The sequence below is a fragment of the Photobacterium indicum genome, from assembly GCF_003026215.1.
Taxonomy (GTDB): domain Bacteria; phylum Pseudomonadota; class Gammaproteobacteria; order Enterobacterales; family Vibrionaceae; genus Photobacterium; species Photobacterium indicum.
Genome location: NZ_PYOC01000007.1, coordinates 23,329 through 46,878, shown reverse-complemented (window position 1 = coordinate 46,878; position 23,550 = coordinate 23,329). Strand labels below are relative to the sequence as shown.

The window sequence follows — 23,550 nt, the reverse complement described above, 5'->3', positions numbered from 1 at the left end:
TCATAAATGGTGAAAAGAATGACCAAACAAAAACTGGCCCTTTTACTTGCAAGCGTTGTGACTGGCGCTACCGTGACCTCTGCGTTTGCTGCTAACACGACAAATACCGCTTCTTCCTTTTCTGCCGCACAGCAAGAAGAAATTGGCAAAATTGCGATGGAATACTTTGTAAACAACCCTGAAGTATTGATTGATGCCAGCATGGAATTAAAAGCGCGAGAAGACGCCAAGCAGAATGCTTTGAGAATCAGTGAGGCAGTGAAGCAGAAAAATGCCCTGTTAAATGATAAAGAGACTCCGTTTGAAGGGAATGCTGATGGTGATGTGGCCATCGTGAAATTCTTAGATTATCAGTGTTCATATTGTATTAAATCGTCACCGATTGTGGATGCCATCTTGGCAAAAAACAGTGATGCTAAGCTATTAATAAAAAACTTCCCAATTCTCGCGAAGCGATCCAAGTTGTCAGACACGGCGGCACGTGTGAGTTTAGAAGTGTTTAAGCAGCAAGGTGAAAAGGGCTTTGCAATTTACCACCAAGGCATTATGCAGCTGGGGCTTGATGGCGAGAAACTAACTGACGTTAATATTCAGGCATTAGTGAAAAAAACAGGTGCAACGGTCGATTTGGCACAGCTTGAAGAATGGTCTCCTGAGTTGATGAAAACCATGAAACTAGCACAAGAACTACGCTTTAGTGGTACACCAGCTTATGTTGTGATGCCAGTTAAAGGTGCCAATGAACAGAATACAACAGTGCTAGGGGGCTATGTTGAAGAAGCCACATTGCAAGCGGCGGTTGCTTTAGCAAAGCAGCAAGGCTAGTACCACGATTATACTCTTAATGCTTAATGCTTAATGCTTAATGTTAAGAGGCTATTGTAAACCTCAAGTGTCTTTTTATCGTACACAGGTTATTCTCCACAGACGTAAGGTAACAGCGGTGAGTGCGTAGCTCACCGTTTTTTTTGCTAAGTAAGACAAAATAGTACACGAAATAAAAGGAATAGGGGTATGAGTGAAGAAAAGCATTACAACGCCGTGCATGATCGTACAAAACAGGCTTACTTTGTTGAGTTAGAGGTGGGTTATCAAGCTGAGGTCAGTTATCAAATCGCAGGTAATGTGCTCACGTTAGATCATTCTCATGTGCCAGATGCATTGCGTGGGAAAGGGTACGCCAGCATTATGATGGAGGCTGTTCTAAAAGGGATAGAGCAAGAGGGTTATACAATAATTCCAACGTGCAGTTATGTTGCCCATTACATGAACCGTCATAAAGAATGGCAACATTTACTGTCGCCTAATCAATGATAGGAAAAGGCGAGTAAGTCGGTATTGATGTTATTCTTCAGCAGCAGCTTGTTTGGGTAATGGCATCAAAATATCCCCTCCCATTTCAGAACGAATGATACTCGCGTTTACAAGTTGTCCATCGATCATCACACCCATCCATTGGTCTATATTTTCACGTGTAAAGGTACCTAAGGCATTGGCACCGTTATCTGTAAGTTTGATTTCTAATACCGATGGATCTTCTGCTTTATTACGGATATACAGAAAAGCATCTGTATCCAGTAAAGGCGTTGAGTCAAAGCACAGTGTTTCATTTCCATTGGTGTAATTAAGGCAGTTTTGTTCATTGCTAGAAAGCTGATGAAAAGTGACAGTGTATGATTTGATCGCACTCAATTGCCAATCCAGAAAAGGTATCGCTTTTGATTTACCCAATAACATACCATTCGATTCACCATTGGCTGCTATCGTGAAAATGGGCTGTAATTGATAAGAATCACCACGCTTACTGGTTTCAATGACGACGACTTCTACGTTTACGTTGCCGTTTTTTTTCTCGACAACTGAATAGTTAATGGCAGTATTGTGATCAACATTGAACGTTCTGTCACTGTTGTTGAATATATTGAACGCAGGAGGCCCCATTGTTTGACCATTTTGAATGAAGGTCGATTCAACATAAAAATTGTTAGCCAATGTTGTAAATGAAATCAAAGGTATGGTGGTTGCCAGACATAATCTAGTCAAACCTGTTTTTGTCAGTTGCGTTTTCAATGTTGCCGTCCCAAGCCAGTTTATCTGCGTGTGAGCCTAACATGAAATGTAATACAGACTAAAGTAAGTATCTGATTGTTTGCTCATCCTGCATCATTAAACTCATCTTAACGTTTCAGTCGTCAACTACGCCTAGACGATTCATTGTCTGTCTTATTGGTTACTTTCTGACATTAGTGAACGTTGTAAATCAATTAGAGGCTGTTGGCTAACAGCAAGAATACTTCGATTAGGCCTATCGAGTTCGATAATTAATGTTAAAACAAGGGTGAAGGCAAGGGCAAATGGAAGTGCCGCTATTAGCATTCTAGCTTCACTTTGTGAGCCAACCTGAACACCTGTAAGCACCATTGTTAGAAAAGTGAGCAGTATTAAACTAAACCAGATACTAACTGGAATTCGGCTTTGAAGGCTTTTATTTACACGCTCGGTATGGATATCGATAACTTGGTTGAGTGACTCAATATAGAGCTTGATGATCTGGTTTTGTTCAACGTTATACGCACTAACTGCATTGCGCCATAATTTTTCATGCAATATGACACTATTTGTTATAAGTAGATTAACGCGATCTTCACTCTGTGAGGATTTAAGTACTCGCTTTTTTTCTTCTTTTGATATTAATCTTTCATTGATATAAGAAACGAGTAATAATTTACTGTCTTTTTTGTAAGGTTCAGGCAGAAAATCGGTACGCAATACGGCGGTACCTACTGCGTTAGCTTCATCTAAAACCAGTTGCTTTCTGGCATCATTTTTTCCTGCAGCCATGCTGAATGTTATAGCAAGAATAAAAGCCAATAATCCACCCAATCCCCCCGTCATTGGGCTGATCGCTTTATTCAATTTATCCGCTAGAAATATGCGTGCTAATCGATAACCAAATTCAAATACCAATAAAATCGAGCCAAGAATTAATCCTGCCATAAGATAAATTGGTAAAGAATCGATGAAATGCATTTTATACATATCGTAGCCTTATTAAGCCCATTTCACAGAGTGTAAAAAGTGAACTTAAAAAGTATAGAGGCTTATTAATGCATTGGTTGATTCAAGGGTTAGAATTTAGAGAAACAAAAGAGGGGGGATAAAAGATAAAAAAACCCGCATTACTGCGGGCTTAGGTATTTTGATTAATATGGCAGATTATTTAAAATCGGCTTTACGCATACGGTTTAAAACCGCCATAACATCGATAGCACGTGGCTTCGCTAAATCGCCATAATGCGGCATTGTGCGGAACCAATCATCATTCAGCATTTGGGCAAATGCTTTTGATGGTTGTTTTTCCCACCCTTTGCCTTGAGCAAGTTGGAACCATAACCAACCGACAGTATATAGCTGGCTAGAATCTGCAATTTGCTCTAACGCTTGCAGATCAATCAGTTCACGACCAAAGCGTAATGTTGTTTTGTTTTTAACCTGAATACGGAATTTACCGTCTTCAAGCATGGTTTTAAGTGCAGCACGATTTAACTGACGTGTACGAGGAAGAGGTAAAATTTCAGACCCTTCAGGTGTACGACGAGTAGGGTGCGTAGCAATCACTTCTTTTGCTTTCGCTGTTACATCAAGTGCTTGGTAATTATGCATTTGAATAACCGTATCAGCCACATCCAAATAATCGCCAGAACCACCCATAACTAATAATACAGAGACATCCAGTTGATCACGAAGTAGTGCAATGCGATCAACAAGTGGTGTAATCGGCTCATCATTTTTTGAAATTAACGCTTGCATACGTTCATCACGGATCATGAAGTTCGATGCAGAAGTATCTTCATCGATAAGCAATGCTTTAGCACCTGCTTCAAGTGATTCTTGTAACCATGATGCTTGCGATGTTGAACCTGATGCATCTTGTGTACTAAATGCTGCGGTATCTTTACCCATAGGTAAATTACTAATATATGGAGAAAGATCGACGTTATGCACACAGCGCCCATCTTCTGCACGAATTTTTGTTGCAGATTCATTGGTTACAATATATTCACGACCATCGCCAGGAATATGATCGTAAACAGAGCTTTCGATAGCATTGAGTAGGGTTGATTTACCATGAAAACCACCACCAACAATCATGGTGATACCTTTAGGTACGCCCATACCACGAATTTTACCCTTATGCGGTGCATCTAGTTCGATAGCCAATTCTGCTGGGCATTCAAAAGGAATTGCATCAGCCATTGGTAAATCAACATTACCAGCAAGGCGGGGTAATACGCTGCCATCAGCAACGAACGCTAATAGGTTGTTTTCTTCAAGCTGCTTACGTAGAGCAACTTGATCTTCTACTGCTTCACAATGACGCTTCATTTCTTCAATCGGAAGTTCACGAGCAATCGTAGAACGACGGATAATTTTAGGCATGGTGAACGTCATTAAATTCATCGCTTTTTTAGCAATGATTTTCCGGTCGTCTGCAGGCAAATTAATGCGGAAACGTAACTCAATACCTTCTTCATCAAAAACGACAGCGGTACGGTCAAGAATAACCTGTCCAGGACGATCGATTTGAATACCATTTTCTTGTTGTGAAAGATCGGCAAATTGACGTGCGATAAAATCACGTGCAGCACGCTGGTAATCTTGAGATTGATCTTTCAACCATGCTAAATCTGTTAGCGCCCATTTACGGCGAGCACGAACACGAGAAGCCGGCGCATAAGGGTCGGCTTGAACAGTGTCGATAAAAAAGTCGAAGTCAACGAAAGTGTATTCACCACGCATACTAGAATAGCTGCGGTAATTATGGCGGTCGATTTTGTGTAATTTGGCTTCGAGTAATTGCATGTCGTCTCGGTATCGTGCGTTATATATTCTGGGGGCTGGATTTTACACTAAAGTCAGGCAGTAAGCATTCAAACTTTAACGCATGTTGTGCTTATTCTTTTCAATTCGTTTAGATTCTCCTTGCGAGCGTTGTTACAGCTAATGATACCTTACAGAAAATACCTTCGATTTACCCTGCTGTAACGAACATCTTGAGGTAGCTTGGGTATAATTGCTGTCGTATGATGTTTATCTAGATAGTACTGAGTGAAGGTAATGATATGAGTTGGCTAAACATGAATAATGTTGAGTTACAGGCTATACGAAAGATTTTGATGCTTGAAGTAACCGAAGCCGCTGACGTCATTGGTAATGGTGTATCAAGTAGTACTTGGCAGAGCTGGGAGTCGGGTTGTTTAGCAATACCTGATGAGATTCAAGCTGAAATTTACAGCCTTTGCCAAATGCGCGAAACCTTGCTAGGTGAAACGTTTAAAGAACTTTACGATAAAAACGACGGTAGTTTTAATGCTGTTGGTACGTTGCGTTATTATTCGACATTAAATGCTTTTCTTATTGATTACCCTGAAAGCAATCATTTGTGCTGGCGTCTACATCAGTCTGTTTGTAGTTCACTGTTTGCCGAAGGTGGTGATGTTGAACTAAGCACAGACACACCGTTAGATAAGAGCAAATATATCTATAAATGGTTTAGCTTTTCGACCCCAGAGCAACTGGAACATAAACGTATAGAAGCATTAATTAACAGCAAGTAAGAGTGCATTTAGCCGTTTTAAGCAAAGCATTGCAACTAAGGTCTAATTGATGCTTGCATTAACATGAGTATCTTAGAGCTAATAGGGAACGGAATTCTCATTACATTAAGTGTTTATTAAATGGATTTATGAAGCAAAAGGATTATTGATATGTTGCAAGCGACGATGGGTTTTGTTGAAGTGATTTTGCTCGTTACTGGTGTTCTATTTATCGCTAAGAGTATGTTTCTTTATGCTAAACGTACGAAAGACTGGTCTGGCGTAGCGGTAATGGTAATCAAACGTGTAGGGATGGATGCACATGAATACCGTTGGTATCGCTTTGGGGTTAGTTGCTTTGTGGTTGGCGTTATTGTACGCATTGTGAATATGATTTTTTGGCCTCAACTATAGAAGCTAAGCTAATAACGTTTAAGCTGATAATATTAAAAAAGCGAGCATTTTATCGTTCAGAAGATTGGCCCTTAAATGATAGGTTGCTCGCTTTTTAGTTCAAGATTTTTATGTATTCAACTTCTTGGTAATGGCAAGGTTATCTCTGCTTTTAGCCCACCTAATGGACTTCGGCTCAGAATTAATTCTCCGCGGTAGCTGTGCGCAAGTTCATTTGCAATATTGAGCCCTAGGCCTGTTCCTGGGGTACTTTCATCTAATCGAATACCCCGCTTTAGTGCTTCATTGCATTCATCTTCAGCGATACCGGGCCCGTCATCTTCAATTACAATGCTCACTGTGTCAGTATTGACAGATTGCTGATGTACCCGAATTAAACTGTTTGCCCATTTGTAGCTATTTTCAATAAGATTTCCCACTATCTCATCGAGATCTCGCTTTTCAACCGCGATACTCAAATCACTGTCTAATTCGTTGACCAATATCACTTCACGGTGTGCATAAATTTTATCCATGGCCATAGAAATTGCATCAACACGGGATGATGGGGCAGTCTTGGCCGTTAGAATATTCGCAGCCCCTGCCATACGTGCTCTGCCTAAGTGATAATCAATATGCTGTTGTAATTGCAGTAAAGCAGGGGTTAATTTTGTTTTATCTGCGTCGTTTAGCTGGGCGACTTCATTGTTTAATATGGCTATAGGTGTTTTAAGTGCATGAGAAAGGTTGCCTGAATGGTTGCGGGCACGTTCTAGTAGTTCCTGATAATGGAATAGCAGTGCATTTAGGTCATCGATAACAGGTTTAACTTCCGTCGGATAAACGCCTGTTAATTCAGTAAGCTCACCATTTCGTACTTTTTTTAAGTTCTGTTGGAGCTTTCTTAGAGGAGATAACGACCAGCTAACTTGCAACCACGTTAACGCTAAAATACCGATAGCCATAATGATTAATATTAACCACAAACCATGTGTCAATTTTTGTAATGTAGCATTGAGTTTGTCTTTATTAATCGCTACCGATAAATTGACCGGATCATCCGTTTCAGGTACGAAGAACTCTCGGCTGATCACGATTAGTGGCTGTTTGTTAGGTCCAATAAAGCCTTCTTCTTTATTACCTCGAATACGGGTATCCCACAGGGAACGAGAGCGCAATTGTTGCTCATTGATAGTCAGCGACCAATATAATCCGCTGTAGGGTGATTCAAAGAGAGGGTTGGAGAGCTTGCCTGATAATGACATTTTACCGTCGGGGGTAACATCAACAAGCGCTGTAAGTTGATCAAGATAAAGCTTGAGTTGTTGTTCTTCTTGACCGACTAGGTAAGTTTTTATGAAACTCGGAACAAGATAACCAGCAGAAAGCGTAATTACAACAAGCCAAGCAGCCGCTGCGATAAGTAAGCGGCTACGAAGGCTAGGAAGTTGTTTTTCAATTGTGTTAATTGGCATTGATACGGTATCCGAGACCGCGAACTGTCTTGATAACATCATTGCCGATCTTACGGCGAATACGACCAATAAATACTTCAATCGTATTAGAGTCACGATCAAAATCTTGCTTGTAAATATGCTCGACCAATTCCGTTCTTGAAATTACTTTATCAGTATTATGCATAAGGTAAGACAGTACCTTAAATTCTAACGCCGTAAGATCGACGACTTGACCTTGCCACAATACGTTTGATGTTCGCGTATCTAAACTTAATTCTTGGACTTGAATAACAGGGGACGCATTACCCGTTGAACGGCGTAACTGGGCACGTAAACGTGCGATTAACTCAACCATCTGAAAAGGTTTGGTGAGGTAATCATCGGCCCCTGCATTTAACCCTTCAACACGTTGGGTAAGCTCATTACGCGCACTTAGAATAACAACCGGCGTATTCACGTTTTCATCTCGAATACTTTTTAATACCGTTAAACCGTCAAGTTTTGGTAAGCCTAAATCGAGAACGATAACATCCCAAGGTTCAGATGTTGCACGGTATAGGGCATCAATCCCATCACTTGAAAGTTCTGCAATCCAACCGTTGCTTTCTAAACCATCAATGATTTGCTCACCAAGGGTAATTTCGTCTTCAACTACTAATATTTTCATTCGTTCACCTTGATGATATTTTCTAGCCCACGACCTTTAATTTCGATAATGGTGAGTGTACGGGCTTCATATTCGACTTTTACGATATTGTTGTTTGGGTCAATCAGTTTTAACTCATACACCCATACATCATCATCTTCGTCTAACTCTACTTTTATAATGCGACCATTAAGTTGCTTGGCAACCTTTTCTTGTAACGCGGAAAAAGGTTGAATCAACCCTTGTTGAACGGCATGCATTACTTCGTCGTGATCTTCATCAATTTCTAGCTGCGGGGCAGCATTGACATGAAAAGCCAATAAAAAGAGGAAACAGAAAATGTATAGAAATCTATTATATTTTTTCATATTAGTAGTGTAATCGAAGTGCCATGAACTGAAAATGAATAGATGATTAAACTGTAGCCCTTTGTTGAATAAACTGAAGCAGATTTAACTTTGAGAGATTCTGGGGTGTTCACGGTTAATAGAAGGCGTAATACGGCGTCTGTATCTTAAATAGTACATTTGTCATATATGTCACGGTTTGGTTGTAAAGATGTAATGATGTGTAAGTTAATTGATCTCAATCATGACTGGGTGTTAGTTGCATTTAATATACTTCATTTGGTGACTTAGGCGAAAGTACTATCTGGGAGTTCGTTGGTGCAAAAGATTAGCTTATTCAGAACAACTATTTTTCGTACGCTCTTATTCCTTTTGCTCTTTGTGGGAGGGATCGCACCAGCAAGTGCATTGTTTGTTAGTCCGCCAAAGGATCCTATCCCCCTCATCAAAAAAACCTTTCCCAGCGCAACAAAAATTGCTGAGAAACAAGGGGAAATCCCTGTCTGGTGGATCTACAAAGATCAAGACATTATCGGCTATGCTTTTGAAACCAATGATGTCGCTAAAATCCCGGCCTATTCCGGTGAGCCGGTTAATATGCTGGTGGCTATCGATCCGCAAGGTAACTACCTGACTGCCAAAGTGCTGGAACACCATGAACCGATTATTCTAGCGGGTATTCCAGAGAAGAAATTGTGGGCCTTTGCTGAACAATACACTGGCTTATCGGTGACGGACAGAATTAAAGTTGGTGGTAATAAGAGCGAGGGGTATGTTGCCGTTGATGGCCTGTCAGGCGCAACTGTTACAGTCATGGTGATGAATGTTGCTGTTACTAAAGCGGCAACAAAAGTGGCTCAGTCACTAGGAATCATTAAAAAACAGCAAACCATCATTCAGCCTCCATCGACCATCTATCAAGATCAGTTTGAAAAAGCAGACTGGCTTCAGTTAACGGGGGATGGTTCGATACGCAAGCTCTACCTGACCAATGAAAAAATTGATGAAGCCTTTATAGGCACAGAGGCTGAGCATATTGGTAATATCCCTGCGGATCAAAAGCAGGGTATGTTCGCTGAAATCTACTTTGCGCTTGCTGATGTGCCAACGATTGGGCGAAACTTGTTCGGTGATGCCGATTATGAGTGGTTAATGCAATCACTGAAACCGAGCGAGCATCTACTCGTCGTATTGGGTAATGGTTACTCGTTCAAGGGGTCAGGTTATGTGCGGGGGGGGATCTTTGATCGTCTCCAGATTCATCAGAATGAGAATGCGATTTCATTTCGTGATCTAGACCACAACCGTATTACGGATCTGTATATTTCAGGGGCGCCAGCGTTTAAAGAAATGTCGGTGTTCCGAGTGCAGGCGCACCATGAACTTGATCCGGGATCAAGTTGGCAGCTTGAATTGTTGGTTCGACGCCAGACTGGTCCGGTCGACAGCCTGTTCACCAGCTTTAAAGGTAGTTACGACATGTTGGAGAAATATGTCGATACGCCGCCAGCAATTGTCCCTGAGCCTGAACTCTCACTGACTCAACAAGTATGGAAAGAGCGCCAGCTCGAAGTCGTGATACTCCTTGCTTTGCTGAGTGTTTTGCTGCTGATCCTGTTCTTCCAGGATGTATTGGTTCGCCATCCCACCTTTATGCATAACTTACGTCATGGCTTCCTAGTGGTAACTGTCGTATTTATTGGCTGGTCATGGGGCGGACAGTTGTCTGTGGTGAATGTCTTCACATTTTTGCAGGCATTGATGAGCGATTTTTCCTGGGATCTTTTCTTACTCGATCCGATTATTTTCATCTTATGGTGTGCTGCTGCTGTGACCATTTTATTGTGGGGACGCGCTGTTTACTGTGGTTGGTTATGTCCGTTCGGAGCCTTGCAGGAACTGGTTAATCAACTTGCCCGCCATTTCAAAATTCCACAATTCGAATTGCCTTATGCCGTGCACGAACGTTTGTGGACTATCAAATATCTTATTTTATTAGGTTTGTTCGGAATTTCGCTCGATTCGTTATCAATGGCTGAGCAGTTTGCCGAAATTGAACCGTTTAAAACCACTTTCTTATTGAAGTTTGATCGTGAATGGCCATTTGTTGCCTGGGCTGCATTCCTGATCTTGTTGAATCTTTTTAACCGAAAAACCTTTTGTCGCTACTTATGTCCATTAGGCGCCGCACTGTCGGTCACCAATAACGTGCGTTTATTTAATTGGTTGAAACGTCGCCCTGACTGTGGAACGCCCTGTAAGACATGCGCGAAAGAGTGTGAAATCCAGGCAATTCAGCCAGATGGTGTGATCAACATGCGTGAATGCCATTACTGTCTAGACTGCCAGATCAGCTATTACAACGAAGAAAAATGTCCACCACTTAAGAAGCTGGCACACAAAAAACGCCGAAACAAGGATCAAGATATTCCAGTCGTCGTTACAGAGTAAGTACCAAATAGTGATGAAATAACGTGAAAAGCAAGAAGGAATACAGCGTAGCTGATGTACGTGACACTACATATATTAACAATCGTAGTTGCGTCAATAATAACGGTATGGAGAGCCAACCATGAGTGATAATAAGAACAATGATCTGATAGAGCAACCTAACCAAGATACATTGCCAAACAAAGAACGACGTAAGTTTTTTGGTAAAACTGCCGCTATCGGTATTGGCGCGGCAGTCGCTCCGATGTCAGCTGCGATGTTTGCTTCAATGGCACAAGCCAAGGCAGCAGAAGCGGCTAACAGTCCGTTTGTTCATCCTGGCGATTTAGATGAATACTATGGTTTCTGGAGTGGTGGTCATTCCGGTGAAGTACGTATTATGGGTTTGCCATCAATGCGTGAGTTAATGCGCATACCGGTATTTAACATTGATAGTGCGACCGGATGGGGTTTAACCAACGAAAGTAAGCGTATTAAAGGCGACAGTGTTGATGTTTTGGCTGGTGATTCCCACCACCCTCATATGAGCATGACAGACGGTCGATACAATGGTAAATATGTATTCATCAACGACAAAGCCAACAGTCGGGTTGCTCGTATTCGTTGTAATGTAATGAAAACCGACAAAATGATCACCGTTCCGAATGTTCAGGCTATTCACGGATTACGGGTACAAAAAGTACCTGAGACCAAGTACGTGATCTGTAACGGGGAATTTGAAATCCCGATGAACAACGATGGCAAGGCGACACTGGAAGATGTCAGTACCTACCGTTCTCTGTTTAACGTGATTGACGCCGAGAAAATGGAAGTGGCATTCCAGGTAATGGTTGATGGCAACCTTGATAACACTGATGCCGACTACGACGGTAAGTATTTCGCGTCGACAAGCTACAACTCTGAAATGGGTATGACACTGGGTGAAATGATTACCCCAGAGCGAGACCACGTTGTTGTTTTCAATCTGGCGCGTTGTGAAGCTGCTCTAAAAGCAGGTCAATTCAAAACTTACAATGACAATAATGTTCCTGTTCTTGATGGCCGTAAAGGTTCGGAACTCACTCGTTACATTCCTGTACCAAAATCTCCGCACGGACTGAATACATCTTCAGATGGTAAGTATTTTGTGGCTAACGGCAAGCTATCGCCAACAGTTTCGATTATTGCAATCAACAAGCTTGATGATCTGTTTAGTGACAAAATTAAGCCTCGTGACACTATCGTCGCAGAGCCTGAAGTGGGTCTCGGTCCTCTTCATACCGCCTTTGATAACCGTGGTAACGCCTACACGACGTTGTTCCTTGATAGTCAGATTGCAAAATGGAATGTAGAAGATGCAATCAAAGCTTACAATGGAGAGAAAGTAAACTATATCCGTCAAAAGCTAGATGTGCATTATCAACCTGGTCACAACCATACCTCTCAAGGGGAAACTCGTGATGCAGATGGTAAATGGCTTGTTTCTCTCTGTAAGTTCTCTAAAGACCGCTTCTTACCTGTTGGTCCACTACGTCCTGAGAATGATCAACTAATTGATATCTCAGGCGATGAGATGAAGTTGGTGCATGACGGCCCGACGTTTGCAGAACCCCATGACTGTATAATTGTTCACCGTAGCAAGGTGAAGCCACAGAAACTCTGGACCCGTGATGATCCAATCTTTGCAGAAACACTGGCAATGGCAAAGAAAGACGGCGTCGATGTGATGACTCAAAGTAAAGTGATCCGTGATGGTAACAAGGTACGTGTTTATATGACCTCGGTCGCACCTAACTTCGGGCTCACTGAATTTAAGGTAAAACTGGGCGATGAAGTCACCATGATTGTCACTAATCTGGACATGGTGGAAGATGTTACACACGGTTTCTGTATGACTAACCATGGCGTTCAGATGGAAGTTGGTCCACAGGCAACGTCATCCGTTACCTTTATTGCCAATAAACCTGGGGTTCAGTGGTACTACTGTAACTGGTTCTGCCACGCACTCCACATGGAGATGCGAGGCCGTATGCTGGTTGAGGCCTAATATGCTGAATCGGTATAGCCTGAACAGCTAGCAGGACCGACAAAGTGCCATTCAAGTTGGCACTTTGTTACCTTTCTTCATATAGCTTAGTCAGTATGTAGCTTATTTATTATGTACTGGTCTTTTGCATCATCACCTTTGTGCTTTTATCTTTTGAGTCGTAGTAGGGAAGTTAAAAACAGTCGATGATTAAACCAATAATTACACTAATAGTGCTGTTTTGTCTCCAGCCTGTAGCGTTTGCCAAAACCTATCAGGTAACGGCTGACGACAACTTGCAAGTGGTGCTGGATTCGGTGTCGGATGGCGATGTGGTGTCGTTGGCTTCGGGTGAATATTTGGGTAACTTTGTTCTTAGTCATGCCATTACTCTAATCGGAAATAGCACAGCTACCATCAATGCCGGCGGACAGGGGCACGCTCTGCAGATCAAAAACTCCGATATCCTGATTGAGGGTCTAACCATCATTAATTGGGGTAGTGATTTAACAGAGCAAAACGCCGGTATCTATTCGGACAAGCAAGCCAGCAACCTGATCATTCGCAATAACAAACTGCAGGGTGACGGTTTCGGTATTTGGTTACAGGACGGGAAACATATCAAGGTTGAAGGTAACGAGATTGAGGGTAACCCCAAGCTACGTTCGGCCGACAGAGGAAATGGTATTCAGCTATCAAAAGTTGAATATGTTGAGGTCACTGGCAATACGGTAAGCAAGACCCGTGATGGTTTGTACATCATTGCTAGTCAAAATAATATTTTAAAAAACAATACTATGCATGATCTCCGTTATGGGATCCATTATATGTACTCTCATAGCAACCAAGTGCTAGACAACCTGGCCTATAACACGCGGGCGGGGTATGCATTAATGAGTTCTCGCAAGCTGATAGTATCTGGTAATGAAAGCCGTGATAGTGAAGATTACGGTTTTTTGATGAATTTTATTACCTATTCTAATATCAGCCATAATCGAATCAAGAATGTTTGGACTAAGCCTGAAAATAAAGTCATGGGGCGTGATGGAAAGGGGCTGTTTATCTATAACTCGGGTTACAACACCATCAGCTACAACAGTATCGACACCGCTGAAATTGGTATTCATCTCACGGCGGGATCAGAAAATGTCAAAATCTTTGGAAATAGCTTTATTAATAACCCTGTTCAGGTGAAATATGTTTCTAATCGAGAGCAGGAGTGGAGTCAGGACGGTATCGGAAATTTCTGGAGTAACTACCTTGGCTGGGATCTGAACAACGATGGCAAAGGGGATACTCCGTTTGAACCCAATGATGGGATCGATAAAGTAGTGTGGCTATATCCGGAAGCTAAGGTATTACTTGATAGCCCAGCAATCCTAATGCTGCGCTGGATACAGAAACAATTTCCGGTACTTAAACCTGCAGGGGTAAAAGATAGCTTTCCATTAATGACAGTACCGTCTGCATCGGAAAATCATGCTCTTGATAAAATTATGCCTAAAAACAACCAAGCAGCGGGGTAACAGCATAACCATGACCTCTTTAATAAAAGCGACCTCTCCAATTGTTTCATTACACAATACGAGCAAACACTATCAGCAGGTTGAGGCGTTAAAAAATATCAACTTGCAACTGGCTGCCGGTGAAGTGCTTGGTTTGTTTGGTCACAATGGGGCAGGCAAAACGACGATGATGAAACTGATCCTCGGCGTTACTAAAGCTAGCCACGGGGATGTAAAGATCTTCGGCGTGGATCCATTGTCAAAGCAAGCCTGGCACAGCCGTCGGAATATCGGCTATTTACCTGAAAATGTCAGTTTTTACGATCACCTTACCGGATTGGAAGTACTGACTTATTTCTCTCGACTAAAATCGGTGAATAAAAAACAGGTCATTGCCTTACTGGAGCAAGTCGGCTTAACCGCTGCCATGAACCGCAAGGTTAAAACCTACTCTAAGGGCATGCGGCAACGACTGGGTTTGGCCCAGGCTTTTTTGGGTGAGCCTAAATTACTATTGCTTGATGAGCCCACTGTGGGTCTTGATCCTATTGCGACGAAAGAGTTCTATCAAACGGTAGACAACCTTAAGAGTAACGGTGCCAGTATTATCCTCTGCTCCCATATCTTGCCAGGCGTGGAGCAGCATATCGACAGAGCTATGATTTTGTCGGGTGGCGAGTCGCGAGCAATGGGGACTTTGGTACAGTTACGCGAGCAGGCTTGCTTACCTGTAACGATTCATACTAAGGGACTCAAGGGTATACTTAGGGATGATCCAGCTCTCAATGAATTGCGGGTTAATGATAATCAGTTATTGGTTCCAGAAAACGATAAACTGGCTGTAATCCGTAAGCTGCTCAGCTATGACCATATCAGTGATCTCCACATTGAGCCGGTCAATTTGGATCAGCTCTACCAGTATTATCTGAATGATGATTGTGCCCTTAAATCCAAAGCGTCAAATATACCAAATGTATCAAACCAGCCTGAAGCTCTTAATAGGTCGGAGGCCGTAAGTTCATGAATCCAGTTTTTGCTGTCGCGATAAAAGAGTTTCAAGACGGAATCAGAAACCGCTGGTTGATTTCCATCACGCTTATTTTTGCCGTGCTGTCTTTGGGCTTGAGCTATTACGGCTCGGTCGCATCTGGGCAGCTAGGTGTGGCCTCTTTGTCATCGACGATTGCCAGCTTGTCTAGCCTCGCGGTATTTCTGATCCCGTTGATTGCGCTGCTATTAAGCTATGACAGTTTTGTCGGTGAACAGGAATCTGGCACTTTGCTGCTGTTGTTAACTTATCCTATTAGCCATAGTCAGCTGTTATTCGGTAAGTTTTTAGGTCAGGGAGCTATCATAACTCTAGCCACCTGCCTTGGTTTTGGCAGTGCTGCTTTCTTGCTGGCGATACAGTCCGATTTTGTTGGTGTAGTACCTGCATTCAGCTTGTTTATTCTCACCGCCACCCTATTGGGGCTCTGCTTTATCGCAATTGCCTATGTGATCAGCCTGTCTGTATCGGAAAAATCTAAAGCGGCAGGTATTGCATTGATGATCTGGTTCTTCTTTGTGCTGGTCTTTGATTTGGCATTGCTGGCTATTCTAGTCGGCGTTGAAGATGGATTATCACAGCAACAGCTAGTACAGCTGATGATGTTCAATCCAGCAGATTTGTTCCGATTAATAAACCTTTCAGCATTGAATACTGGTGATGTTAATGGCGTGCTGGCTGTTGCCATCGACCAAAGCCGCTCACAAGAAACCTTGCTTCTGATGATGAGTGGCTGGGTGGTGGCACCTTTGGCGGTCGCTTCCTTGGTATTTAGTAAGAAAAAGCTTTAAGAATAAAAATCAATAAACAAGCAGCTTTAAGAGCAAATAGCTCAATTTAATAAAGCATTTAATAATTCGAATAAGTAAGGAAACCATAATGCGTAGTTTACATCCACTAAGGACTATCAGTATTGCCCTGTTGCTTATATTAGGTGTTGCCTGCACCGATCAGGAATCAGCAGAACAAGCCATGGTGCGTCAGGCCATCGCCATAGAACAGGCTGATGAATGCCACCTGTGCGGTATGATCATCAGTAATTTCCCAGGACCAAAAGGTGAGTCTTATAATAAATCATCCGACACGGTCAGTAAGTTCTGCTCAACCCGCGATTTGTTCAGCTTTGTCCTGCAACCGGAAAACAAACGTCAGGTTAAAGAAATCTATGTTCATGATATGAGTAAAACGCCTTGGCAGCGTCCGGAAGACGAGTATTTCATCAATGCTCGAGAGGCCTGGTATGTTATCGGTTCTGAGAAAAAAGGCGCGATGGGGAAAACATTGGGCAGCTTTGCCAAAAAAGCCGATGCGGAAGTCTTTATTGATGAGTTTGGAGGAAAGCTATATAGCTTTGAAGATATCAGTATTGATGTGCTGTAAACGCAAATTAATTTTTTGAAAAAATAGTACTGTTTGATACGAAAATCGTTTAATTTCACGATTAAGCGGTTTTCTTTTGCCATAAGAAAAGGGGAGAGTGCGTACTATTACTTGATACTTAATGTGATTTATCGCACACTTCATACCATAGCTAATCCCCTTATTTACTCGTAACATTAGGTTATCAATCATGGCTTCAACAGCAGCAGCACTTCATATTTTAGTGAAGCACCAAGAAAAAGCAGAAGATATCATCGAGCAATTGAAGAAAGGCGCGAAGTTCCAGACGCTTGCCAAGAAGTATTCAAACTGTCCATCAGGTAAAAGCGGTGGTGACTTGGGTGAATTCCGTAAAGGTCAGATGGTTCCTCAGTTCGATAAAGTGTGCTTTACCGGTGAATTGTTAACCCCACATTTGGTAAAAACTAAATTTGGCTGGCATATAGTAAAAGTGCTTTATCGCACTTAAAAAAAAGAGCCCTTGAGGCTCTTTTTTTATATCTGGAATAATTGCGCTAGAGCTTATTTATAACGCTTTCGTTAAGGCTATTTATCGCGAGCAGAATCTAATTTTTCTGCGAATGTTGGCTGTGATGTTTTCTCGGTAATAACAATGCCTGAATTATAGTTTTCAGGAGTGCCGTCATTAATAAAATGTTTAGCTTGAGTGGCATGGGCTTGTGGCTGTTCAAACGACACATTACCCGTGAAGTCGCCATCAGCAGCAGCAACGTTGTAAGATGTTGCTAAAACAAGAGCTGCAATAGTTGTTTTGATTGAATTTTTCATAATGTAGTAACCTCAATTTTATGCGTGGACTTGTTTGTCCTGCGATTGATGAGTTGTTCTCAGTCATCGCGTTGCTAAAGGCACTTCCTTGCAAGAGTCTTCAACGTGAGATAATCCATCCTGTTGAAGTTTATTAACAATATCGAAAACAGATTAAGAATGTTTAAGGCTTATTAATGTTGATGGGTGTAGTTTATGCCAGTGACACCTCGTAATATATAAAGTATTCTTTACTTAACACATCACGATTACTTATGTATTGGGTGGCGAATGAAGTCGAAATTAGATTTGAACTTATTGATTGTATTTTTAGAAGTGTACCGACTTCGTTCAATCACTTTAGCGTCAGAATCGTTAGGCTTAACCCAGCCAGGGGTAAGCGGCGTACTTAAAAGGTTGCAAGCTCAGCTTGGCACGGCACTGTTTGTACGTGAAGGGCGAGGAATATCTCCCACATATGCAGCAATTCAATTGGCAAGCGAGATTGAACCTGCTTTTACGAAGGTAGAAAGCGCATTAGGCAATGTCTCTGGTTTTGATATTCAAGCTCATCGTGTTTTTACGGTGTATGTAAATGAAGCCATGATGCACATAGTCAGGCCGAAAATCGAAGCGGATGAAAGTATGGGTAATTGTTCTATCCAATTACACCTTACGCCAAATAATGAAGATGAATTATTTCATCAGCTTAGTTTGCACAAAGCTGAGTTAGCCATTGATTTTGGTCATTTATCAAACCCATCGTATTCATATAATGCGTTTTATGACGATATTGCAGTAATGGTATGCCGTAAGGAGCATCCCAATATACAAAATACGGCTACTAGAGAGCAGTTTTATGCAGAGAAACAAGTGTTGATTCAAAGGCGGCGTACAGATTTGCTTGAAGTGAATTATTTTACGGAAGAAAGCCTTATTCCGAGAGAGCTAAGCTGTGAATGTGCATCGATGGTATCAATGATGGCGCTGGTGTCAGATAGTGACTCTGTAGGTATTATGAGTGGTTTACTTGCTAATAAATATGCAAAACAGTTTAATTTACAGGTTATACCTTTACCTTTTACCTCAAAACCGTTGAAGCATTTTATGGTATGGCATAAACGTAATGATCATAATCCTGCAAATAAATGGTTAAGAAATAAACTCAGTACCCTGCTGTAATGTTATTTAAAGTCTACTGTAATAATATTATTCTTGCGCTGATCTGCCCATGCAATAACATGAATATAATACTGCTTAAGTAAGAAAAGGTATAAAGAGGTAAGGCTGAATAGAATCATTACCTCTTCACTGTAACCTTGGGTAAGTGACGGCGATATAATCATTAAAACGCCGACGCTAAACCCTAAAAGACATAAAGCTTGAAGCAATGGATAGCTTAAGTAGAAAAACGATTTAAGGCTTATAAATAAGGATAACAACCCTTGTTTGAAAATACGCATGATACTTCCCTTTTATGCTATTGTTTTTTAACAATAGCGTAACAAGTGCAATTTGAAAACTGCAATATAACACTGTGTGATGGAAGCTAAATCTTCTGGTTGTTTATGTGATAGATTAATAGCAGACGTATAACTACTAGAGAGAGTCTGTAAGCAAGCGCTGCTGAGAGCGCTTATAATGGGTTACATGCACTATTGGGAATTAGACCAAGGTTATCAGTACACTGTTTAAATGTGCCCAACTCTGAAAAGTTTGAATCTTGCATATTTTTCTTATTGAGCCAGTAAAAGCCAAGCTCTTCTGAAAACCATAGAATCATGTCTTTTTGACGAAAGACAATATAACTTTTATGTGTTTGATTACTTAAATAAATATTATCAAAATATTCTTCAATTTTTCCTGGTTTTTTGACACCTAACTTGGCAAGTTCTGCCTCAGTCTGAATCCAATATAAAAACTCAGGTCTCACCGTTATCTCTGCCACGAAAGGAGAAACGGATGTTCTAGATAATGAAAAATTTCCGCCTTTAAATGAAACGGGTACAAATTGATTTGTATCGGTATTCATTCGGTAGTTTAAACCACTAAAAGACCAATTAAGGTGATCTTTTTGCTGAAGAAAGTATTGAACAACACTGTTTGATACAACGCCATTTTCTAGATAAAGGTTGAATGATTTTGCTGCTGCTGGGGTTTTATTATCTTGATCGAATAGGGTAATTGCTTGAGTGTTTTTACCGGTTAATGACAACATTGGCCAAAATTCATTGAGATCAAAATGAGCAAAAGTAACGGCTTTTGTTGTCGTAAGTTTGCAGGTGTTTTGTTCACTTTTATCACAATATGCGACTGAATAGTATTTACCCGCTTTAGCGATAAAAAAGAGTTTATTTTCAATATCGATAGGTGTCACAAATGTCTTTGTATAGTCACGTAAAAATTCAAGGTCGTCCTCTTCTTTCGCTAAATAAATGAATGTGTTCATATCATCATCGTAAGCTATTTCATGCAGATATTTTTTTGAATGCTGAGAGAAAAAAAACAATGAAAAAAAACAGACGATGAATAGAAGGCATAGCGATACAATTATATAACGTTTCTTTTTGTGTGATTTTTTTGAACTTTCAATTGTATTTTGCACAGAGGAGGTTGAAAAATGATCGACCTTAATTTGGTACCCAAGGCGGGGGACCATTTCAATGATTTGACCTATTTCATCCTCTTTAAGCTTAATTCTTAAATTGCGAATAGTCTGAAATAAAGACGTTGTTGTGATTTCTTTCCGTGTCCATCCTACTGAAAGAAGCTGCTCCTTTTTGACAACACTATTAGCATGCTGGATTAAATAGCAGAGTATTTCCCTTTCAGCACGGTTTAGCTCAATAAAGCGTTCATTTTCTTTTAGTTCTTTTGTTGAGCAATCAAAGGTAAAACCTTTACCTAGTGTGACTTTGGTTATTTTATTATTCGTCATGGTACTTAGTATTTTCTTTTCTTATAATCATTGATTCAATAGGAGTCTCAACTTCGCCTGTTAGCACGTAGATTCACGAATGACTCATACATACCACCAGTGTACTTGATTATGAAAAGAATGCTGCTAAAGAGTGAGTATAATGACAGATATTCTTAATGTCGCACGTTGCAGCGTAATGCCATCTTTTTATATAAAAAAACGGCTGATTATTCAGCCGTTTAATGTTATTTAATACTTAAAAAGGTGACTATTTACGATCACCAACAGGAATCATGATGTGCACATAAGGGGTGTCTTTCCACATAACATACGGACCGCCATTGTGAGGGTCTGTTGATAAGGAGTCTAAAAGTGCCTTATCAGGTGTAATGATCATTAAATGTGGACCTTCCTTAACCCAATCATTATCAGCTGTTGCTCCTTCTGCGTATGGGTCGGTATTACTTGCGCCTTCATCGCCTGCTAACATGTACGAGATACCTATGGTTTTGGCAGTAAAAGGCTTCTTATTCATCCACGCATCCGCCCATTCCATCCATGATTTATCCATACACATAGGGGCTTTACCTTGCAACTGAGCTGGGGTAGGAAAGCAGATGTAGTTACTATTACCCTTTTGCAGAACATTTTGCTCCCAGTCCATCACTGTTACTTTGTCTTTTAGTGACGATGGCGCAGCACTTAATGCATCTTCTAACATTGCCTGAGACTTTTCATTTGCGACAGATGTTGAGATATAGCCAGCAAAAAGCAATATCACGCTAAAGACATAAACGACAACTTTCATGACGCTATCCTCGATACTATTTAGTCATAGTAAAATTGTGGCTTTAAGTATAGTTCACTCCCGAATTGCTGAGCGCATTAAGCTCTATTGAGTCAGTGTTACCCAAAGATGGGTAATAGGTGAAAAGGCTTCGGATGATAGTTATAAGCCATTTTTGAGAATTCGCTTTTTCATAGGTTGTAATTACAACCTATGCGTAAGTTAATAAGTAGAATGTTTAATTAGGTACTCTACTGATGCTTAATTTGATGAATTCCAGCATCCATTGTGTGACCTCTGCTTGATCAATGTATTGATCGAGTGAGGCTTTAGCTGCTTCAATAACGTAAGCAGGTATATCGCCACGGCGGGCTATCATTAAATCTCGTGAGTAACTGCTGGTGAATTCAGGGTGTCCTTGTATGCCAAGAAAATGTTGCCCGAGTTGGATCATTGCATATGGGCAAAAGTTACTGCTTGCTAATATCTCTGTATCGTCAGGTAAATCTACTATTTGATCTTGATGACTTACGGCAAGTGAAAATGTGCTTTTTTCTTCCACTTTACGATCGGATTGCATCCATTGCTTGGTTGCGACTAAAGACCATGTTTTTAAACCAACACCCCAGCCATTTTCAGATTGTATGACAGCGCCACCTAAAGCATGTGCAATCATTTGATGCCCAAAACAGACACCAATAAAAGGGATTTGGTGTTGATAAAGATCGCGAACAAATTGTGCTAAATGGTGAATCCACGGAATATCATCGTAAACACTGTATTTGCTACCTGAACCAATATACGCATCGCATTCACCGAGTGATGTTGGAAATTGATTATCCATAACACGATAAAACACTAACTCAAGTGTTGGGTCTGCATTGAGTAATATATCGGAGAACATTTCAGGATAATTATTATGCCTGATTTGAAGTTCAGATCTTACGTCGTCACACAATAAAATACCCAGTTTCATCTAATCATACCCAAACGGTTGTAGAATCAGTATATCGTTAATAGAAGTGTATACCCACATCGTCTAAAGTGTCCCTTTTACTGCATTTGAAAAAATAATCGAGTATTGCTCTGCGTTGAATTTAATAGGGTTACTGCTTGCTGAGGCATCTGATACTGACATTTTACCAACCAATTCTCGTTGTAATGTATCTATGCCAATTGCACTTAATGTGTGTGGAATACCAAGGTCTTTACGTAGCTGTAAAACCCATTCTAAAACACCATCAAAGTTAGCTTGTCGGAGTGCGATATAACTCCCTACACGTGTCATCTTTAGTTCGATTTCTCGGCGGTTTGCGACCATGACGTAAGGCATTAAGATGGCGTTTAATAACCCGTGATGTTTGTTATAAAGTGCCCCGAGTGTATGAGCGATGGCGTGCATACCTCCTAGGCCTTTTTGGAATGATGTTGCTCCCATACTGGATGCGACTAGCATCTGAGTTCGAGCATCAATATCGTGGCCATTATGATAAGCAATAGGTAGGTACTCTTTAATTAGACGTATACCTTCCAGCGCAATACCTTCTGCCATAGGGTGATACGACGGTGAGCACAGTGCTTCAAGGTTATGAGACAGTGCATCCATTCCTGTTGCGGCGGTAATTTCAGCGGGAAGTGTGAGAGTGACATTTGGGTCTAAAAGCACTTTTAATGGCAACATCTTTGGGTGAAATATTATCTTTTTAACCTGTTCTTCTTGATCGGTTATCACTGAAGCTCGACCCACTTCAGAACCTGTACCGGCAGTGGTTGGTATCGCTATTATTGGGGCAATTAATTCTGTAATGGCACGCTTCCAGTTATCACCGACATCTTCAAAATCCCACAAAGAATGAATTTGTTTGGCGACCAAAGCAATGGCTTTAGCGGTATCGATACTAGAACCGCCCCCAAAAGCAATCACGCCATCATGCCGCCCAGCATTAAATGCTTTAACACCATCGTCTACATTATTACCTGTTGGGTTGCTTTGTACTTTGCTAAATAAATGAATGGTTAACTCCGCGTTATGGCAATCTTTTAAGATAGCTTGAATAACAGGTAAATGGGCTAATCCTGGATCGGTTACCAATAACGGCGATTGAATACCTAACTCTTGGCATACTTTGGGGATTTCATTAACACAGCCAACACCAACAGATATTGAGGTGGGGTAATTCCAGTTACCGTGTAACATAGTTATTCCTCTACATAATAACCTGCGGTGGATTCAATAGGGTATTAGA

The 23,550-nt window shown here is 41.1% G+C and carries 24 protein-coding genes; 12 read left to right on the top strand and 12 right to left on the bottom strand.

Features of this window, described 5'->3' with window-relative positions:
* Positions 1-18 precede the first annotated feature (18 nt).
* Positions 19-825, top strand: coding sequence for a DsbA family protein (locus tag C9J47_RS17705; protein ID WP_170107535.1), 807 nt, complete (start codon positions 19-21; stop codon positions 823-825).
* A 189-nt stretch (positions 826-1,014) separates the two neighbouring features.
* Positions 1,015-1,314 (top strand): GNAT family N-acetyltransferase, encoded by a 300-nt coding sequence (locus C9J47_RS17700; protein WP_107254676.1) that lies wholly within the window; start codon positions 1,015-1,017, stop codon positions 1,312-1,314.
* A gap of 30 nt (positions 1,315-1,344) precedes the next feature.
* Here the strand turns inward: C9J47_RS17700 and C9J47_RS17695 are convergent, their stop codons facing one another.
* The 3 genes from C9J47_RS17695 to C9J47_RS17685 form a co-directional block, all read right to left on the bottom strand.
* On the bottom strand, positions 1,345-2,070 hold the full coding sequence (locus tag C9J47_RS17695; RefSeq protein ID WP_107254675.1) for a SecDF P1 head subdomain-containing protein: 726 nt from the start codon (positions 2,068-2,070) through the stop codon (positions 1,345-1,347).
* A 153-nt stretch (positions 2,071-2,223) separates the two neighbouring features.
* Positions 2,224-3,039, bottom strand: a complete 816-nt coding sequence (locus C9J47_RS17690) for a bestrophin-like domain (protein WP_107254674.1) — start codon at positions 3,037-3,039, stop codon at positions 2,224-2,226.
* Positions 3,040-3,216: 177 nt separating this feature from the next.
* Positions 3,217-4,863, bottom strand: a complete 1,647-nt coding sequence (locus C9J47_RS17685) for an ABC-ATPase domain-containing protein (RefSeq protein ID WP_006230030.1) — start codon at positions 4,861-4,863, stop codon at positions 3,217-3,219.
* 260 nt (positions 4,864-5,123) lie between these two features.
* Here C9J47_RS17685 and C9J47_RS17680 point away from each other — a divergent pair, with 260 nt between their 5' ends.
* Positions 5,124-5,618, top strand: a complete 495-nt coding sequence (locus C9J47_RS17680; RefSeq protein WP_107254673.1) for a YdiL family protein — start codon at positions 5,124-5,126, stop codon at positions 5,616-5,618.
* A gap of 150 nt (positions 5,619-5,768) precedes the next feature.
* Entirely contained in the window at positions 5,769-6,011 is a 243-nt protein-coding gene (locus C9J47_RS17675; RefSeq protein ID WP_107254672.1) for a hypothetical protein, read from the top strand.
* A gap of 116 nt (positions 6,012-6,127) precedes the next feature.
* Here C9J47_RS17675 and C9J47_RS17670 read toward each other — a convergent pair whose 3' ends face one another.
* The 3 genes from C9J47_RS17670 to C9J47_RS17660 are packed head-to-tail and all read right to left on the bottom strand — an operon-like array spanning position 6,128 to position 8,461.
* Positions 6,128-7,465, bottom strand: coding sequence for an ATP-binding protein (locus C9J47_RS17670; RefSeq protein ID WP_107254671.1), 1,338 nt, complete (start codon positions 7,463-7,465; stop codon positions 6,128-6,130).
* A complete protein-coding gene (locus C9J47_RS17665; protein ID WP_107254670.1) occupies positions 7,455-8,114 on the bottom strand; it encodes a response regulator transcription factor in 660 nt (219 codons plus the stop codon). The genes C9J47_RS17670 and C9J47_RS17665 overlap by 11 nt, the downstream gene beginning before the upstream one ends.
* Entirely contained in the window at positions 8,111-8,461 is a 351-nt protein-coding gene (locus C9J47_RS17660; RefSeq protein ID WP_011220923.1) for a PepSY domain-containing protein, read from the bottom strand. Before C9J47_RS17660 ends, C9J47_RS17665 begins: the two co-directional genes overlap by 4 nt.
* Before the next feature lie 297 nt (positions 8,462-8,758).
* Here C9J47_RS17660 and nosR point away from each other — a divergent pair, with 297 nt between their 5' ends.
* The 7 genes from nosR (at position 8,759) to ppiC (ending at position 17,298) form a co-directional block, all read left to right on the top strand.
* Positions 8,759-10,891, top strand: a complete 2,133-nt coding sequence (nosR, locus tag C9J47_RS17655; RefSeq protein WP_245903516.1) for a transcriptional regulator NosR — start codon at positions 8,759-8,761, stop codon at positions 10,889-10,891.
* 121 nt (positions 10,892-11,012) lie between these two features.
* Positions 11,013-12,917 (top strand): TAT-dependent nitrous-oxide reductase, encoded by a 1,905-nt coding sequence (nosZ, locus tag C9J47_RS17650; protein ID WP_006230023.1) that lies wholly within the window; start codon positions 11,013-11,015, stop codon positions 12,915-12,917.
* Positions 12,918-13,102: 185 nt separating this feature from the next.
* Positions 13,103-14,422 carry a nitrous oxide reductase family maturation protein NosD gene (locus tag C9J47_RS17645; RefSeq protein ID WP_107254668.1) on the top strand — a complete coding sequence of 440 codons (1,320 nt, stop codon included), beginning with the start codon at positions 13,103-13,105 and terminating at the stop codon, positions 14,420-14,422.
* A gap of 10 nt (positions 14,423-14,432) precedes the next feature.
* The gene (locus tag C9J47_RS17640) at positions 14,433-15,425 is read left to right on the top strand and encodes an ABC transporter ATP-binding protein (RefSeq protein WP_107254846.1); all 993 of its coding nucleotides are present in this window, start codon (positions 14,433-14,435) and stop codon (positions 15,423-15,425) included.
* Positions 15,422-16,240, top strand: coding sequence for an ABC transporter permease (locus tag C9J47_RS17635; protein ID WP_107254667.1), 819 nt, complete (start codon positions 15,422-15,424; stop codon positions 16,238-16,240). The genes C9J47_RS17640 and C9J47_RS17635 overlap by 4 nt, the downstream gene beginning before the upstream one ends.
* An 88-nt stretch (positions 16,241-16,328) precedes the next feature.
* Positions 16,329-16,829: a nitrous oxide reductase accessory protein NosL gene (locus tag C9J47_RS17630; RefSeq protein ID WP_011220929.1), complete on the top strand. Its 501-nt coding sequence runs from the start codon at positions 16,329-16,331 to the stop codon at positions 16,827-16,829.
* A gap of 190 nt (positions 16,830-17,019) precedes the next feature.
* Entirely contained in the window at positions 17,020-17,298 is a 279-nt protein-coding gene (gene ppiC / locus C9J47_RS17625; RefSeq protein ID WP_006230017.1) for a peptidylprolyl isomerase PpiC, read from the top strand.
* A gap of 77 nt (positions 17,299-17,375) precedes the next feature.
* Here the strand turns inward: ppiC and C9J47_RS17620 are convergent, their stop codons facing one another.
* Positions 17,376-17,618, bottom strand: coding sequence for a hypothetical protein (locus C9J47_RS17620; protein WP_107254666.1), 243 nt, complete (start codon positions 17,616-17,618; stop codon positions 17,376-17,378).
* A gap of 270 nt (positions 17,619-17,888) precedes the next feature.
* Here C9J47_RS17620 and C9J47_RS17615 point away from each other — a divergent pair, with 270 nt between their 5' ends.
* Entirely contained in the window at positions 17,889-18,779 is an 891-nt protein-coding gene (locus C9J47_RS17615) for a LysR family transcriptional regulator (protein WP_107254665.1), read from the top strand.
* Between the two features lie 2 nt (positions 18,780-18,781).
* Here C9J47_RS17615 and C9J47_RS17610 read toward each other — a convergent pair whose 3' ends face one another.
* The 5 genes from C9J47_RS17610 to C9J47_RS17590 form a co-directional block, all read right to left on the bottom strand.
* Positions 18,782-19,060: a hypothetical protein gene (locus tag C9J47_RS17610; protein WP_107254664.1), complete on the bottom strand. Its 279-nt coding sequence runs from the start codon at positions 19,058-19,060 to the stop codon at positions 18,782-18,784.
* A 173-nt stretch (positions 19,061-19,233) separates the two neighbouring features.
* Positions 19,234-20,535, bottom strand: coding sequence for a winged helix-turn-helix domain-containing protein (locus tag C9J47_RS17605; protein ID WP_107254663.1), 1,302 nt, complete (start codon positions 20,533-20,535; stop codon positions 19,234-19,236).
* Between the two features lie 250 nt (positions 20,536-20,785).
* Positions 20,786-21,325, bottom strand: coding sequence for a hypothetical protein (locus tag C9J47_RS17600; RefSeq protein ID WP_107254662.1), 540 nt, complete (start codon positions 21,323-21,325; stop codon positions 20,786-20,788).
* Positions 21,326-21,542: 217 nt separating this feature from the next.
* A complete protein-coding gene (locus C9J47_RS17595) occupies positions 21,543-22,280 on the bottom strand; it encodes a glutamine amidotransferase-related protein (protein WP_107254661.1) in 738 nt (245 codons plus the stop codon).
* A gap of 63 nt (positions 22,281-22,343) precedes the next feature.
* The gene (locus C9J47_RS17590) at positions 22,344-23,501 is read right to left on the bottom strand and encodes an iron-containing alcohol dehydrogenase (RefSeq protein WP_107254660.1); all 1,158 of its coding nucleotides are present in this window, start codon (positions 23,499-23,501) and stop codon (positions 22,344-22,346) included.
* Positions 23,502-23,550: the final 49 nt, after the last annotated feature.

Bases quoted from the DNA above. Each gene is read 5' to 3' on its own strand.
- C9J47_RS17610 (WP_107254664.1), bottom strand. From the start codon at position 19,060: ATGCGTATTTTCAAACAAGGGTTGTTATCCTTATTTATAAGCCTTAAA.
- nosZ (WP_006230023.1), top strand. From the start codon at position 11,013: ATGAGTGATAATAAGAACAATGATCTGATAGAGCAACCTAACCAAGAT.
- C9J47_RS17675 (WP_107254672.1), top strand. From the start codon at position 5,769: ATGTTGCAAGCGACGATGGGTTTTGTTGAAGTGATTTTGCTCGTTACT.
- C9J47_RS17605 (WP_107254663.1), bottom strand. From the start codon at position 20,535: ATGACGAATAATAAAATAACCAAAGTCACACTAGGTAAAGGTTTTACC.
- C9J47_RS17620 (WP_107254666.1), bottom strand. From the start codon at position 17,618: ATGAAAAATTCAATCAAAACAACTATTGCAGCTCTTGTTTTAGCAACA.
- C9J47_RS17705 (WP_170107535.1), top strand. From the start codon at position 19: ATGACCAAACAAAAACTGGCCCTTTTACTTGCAAGCGTTGTGACTGGC.
- C9J47_RS17595 (WP_107254661.1), bottom strand. From the start codon at position 22,280: ATGAAACTGGGTATTTTATTGTGTGACGACGTAAGATCTGAACTTCAA.
- C9J47_RS17700 (WP_107254676.1), top strand. From the start codon at position 1,015: ATGAGTGAAGAAAAGCATTACAACGCCGTGCATGATCGTACAAAACAG.
- C9J47_RS17640 (WP_107254846.1), top strand. From the start codon at position 14,433: ATGACCTCTTTAATAAAAGCGACCTCTCCAATTGTTTCATTACACAAT.
- C9J47_RS17670 (WP_107254671.1), bottom strand. From the start codon at position 7,465: ATGCCAATTAACACAATTGAAAAACAACTTCCTAGCCTTCGTAGCCGC.
- ppiC (WP_006230017.1), top strand. From the start codon at position 17,020: ATGGCTTCAACAGCAGCAGCACTTCATATTTTAGTGAAGCACCAAGAA.
- C9J47_RS17635 (WP_107254667.1), top strand. From the start codon at position 15,422: ATGAATCCAGTTTTTGCTGTCGCGATAAAAGAGTTTCAAGACGGAATC.
- C9J47_RS17615 (WP_107254665.1), top strand. From the start codon at position 17,889: ATGAAGTCGAAATTAGATTTGAACTTATTGATTGTATTTTTAGAAGTG.
- C9J47_RS17685 (WP_006230030.1), bottom strand. From the start codon at position 4,863: ATGCAATTACTCGAAGCCAAATTACACAAAATCGACCGCCATAATTAC.
- C9J47_RS17680 (WP_107254673.1), top strand. From the start codon at position 5,124: ATGAGTTGGCTAAACATGAATAATGTTGAGTTACAGGCTATACGAAAG.
- C9J47_RS17690 (WP_107254674.1), bottom strand. From the start codon at position 3,039: ATGTATAAAATGCATTTCATCGATTCTTTACCAATTTATCTTATGGCA.
- C9J47_RS17660 (WP_011220923.1), bottom strand. From the start codon at position 8,461: ATGAAAAAATATAATAGATTTCTATACATTTTCTGTTTCCTCTTTTTA.
- C9J47_RS17630 (WP_011220929.1), top strand. From the start codon at position 16,329: ATGCGTAGTTTACATCCACTAAGGACTATCAGTATTGCCCTGTTGCTT.
- C9J47_RS17665 (WP_107254670.1), bottom strand. From the start codon at position 8,114: ATGAAAATATTAGTAGTTGAAGACGAAATTACCCTTGGTGAGCAAATC.
- C9J47_RS17600 (WP_107254662.1), bottom strand. From the start codon at position 21,325: ATGAAAGTTGTCGTTTATGTCTTTAGCGTGATATTGCTTTTTGCTGGC.
- C9J47_RS17645 (WP_107254668.1), top strand. From the start codon at position 13,103: ATGATTAAACCAATAATTACACTAATAGTGCTGTTTTGTCTCCAGCCT.
- C9J47_RS17590 (WP_107254660.1), bottom strand. From the start codon at position 23,501: ATGTTACACGGTAACTGGAATTACCCCACCTCAATATCTGTTGGTGTT.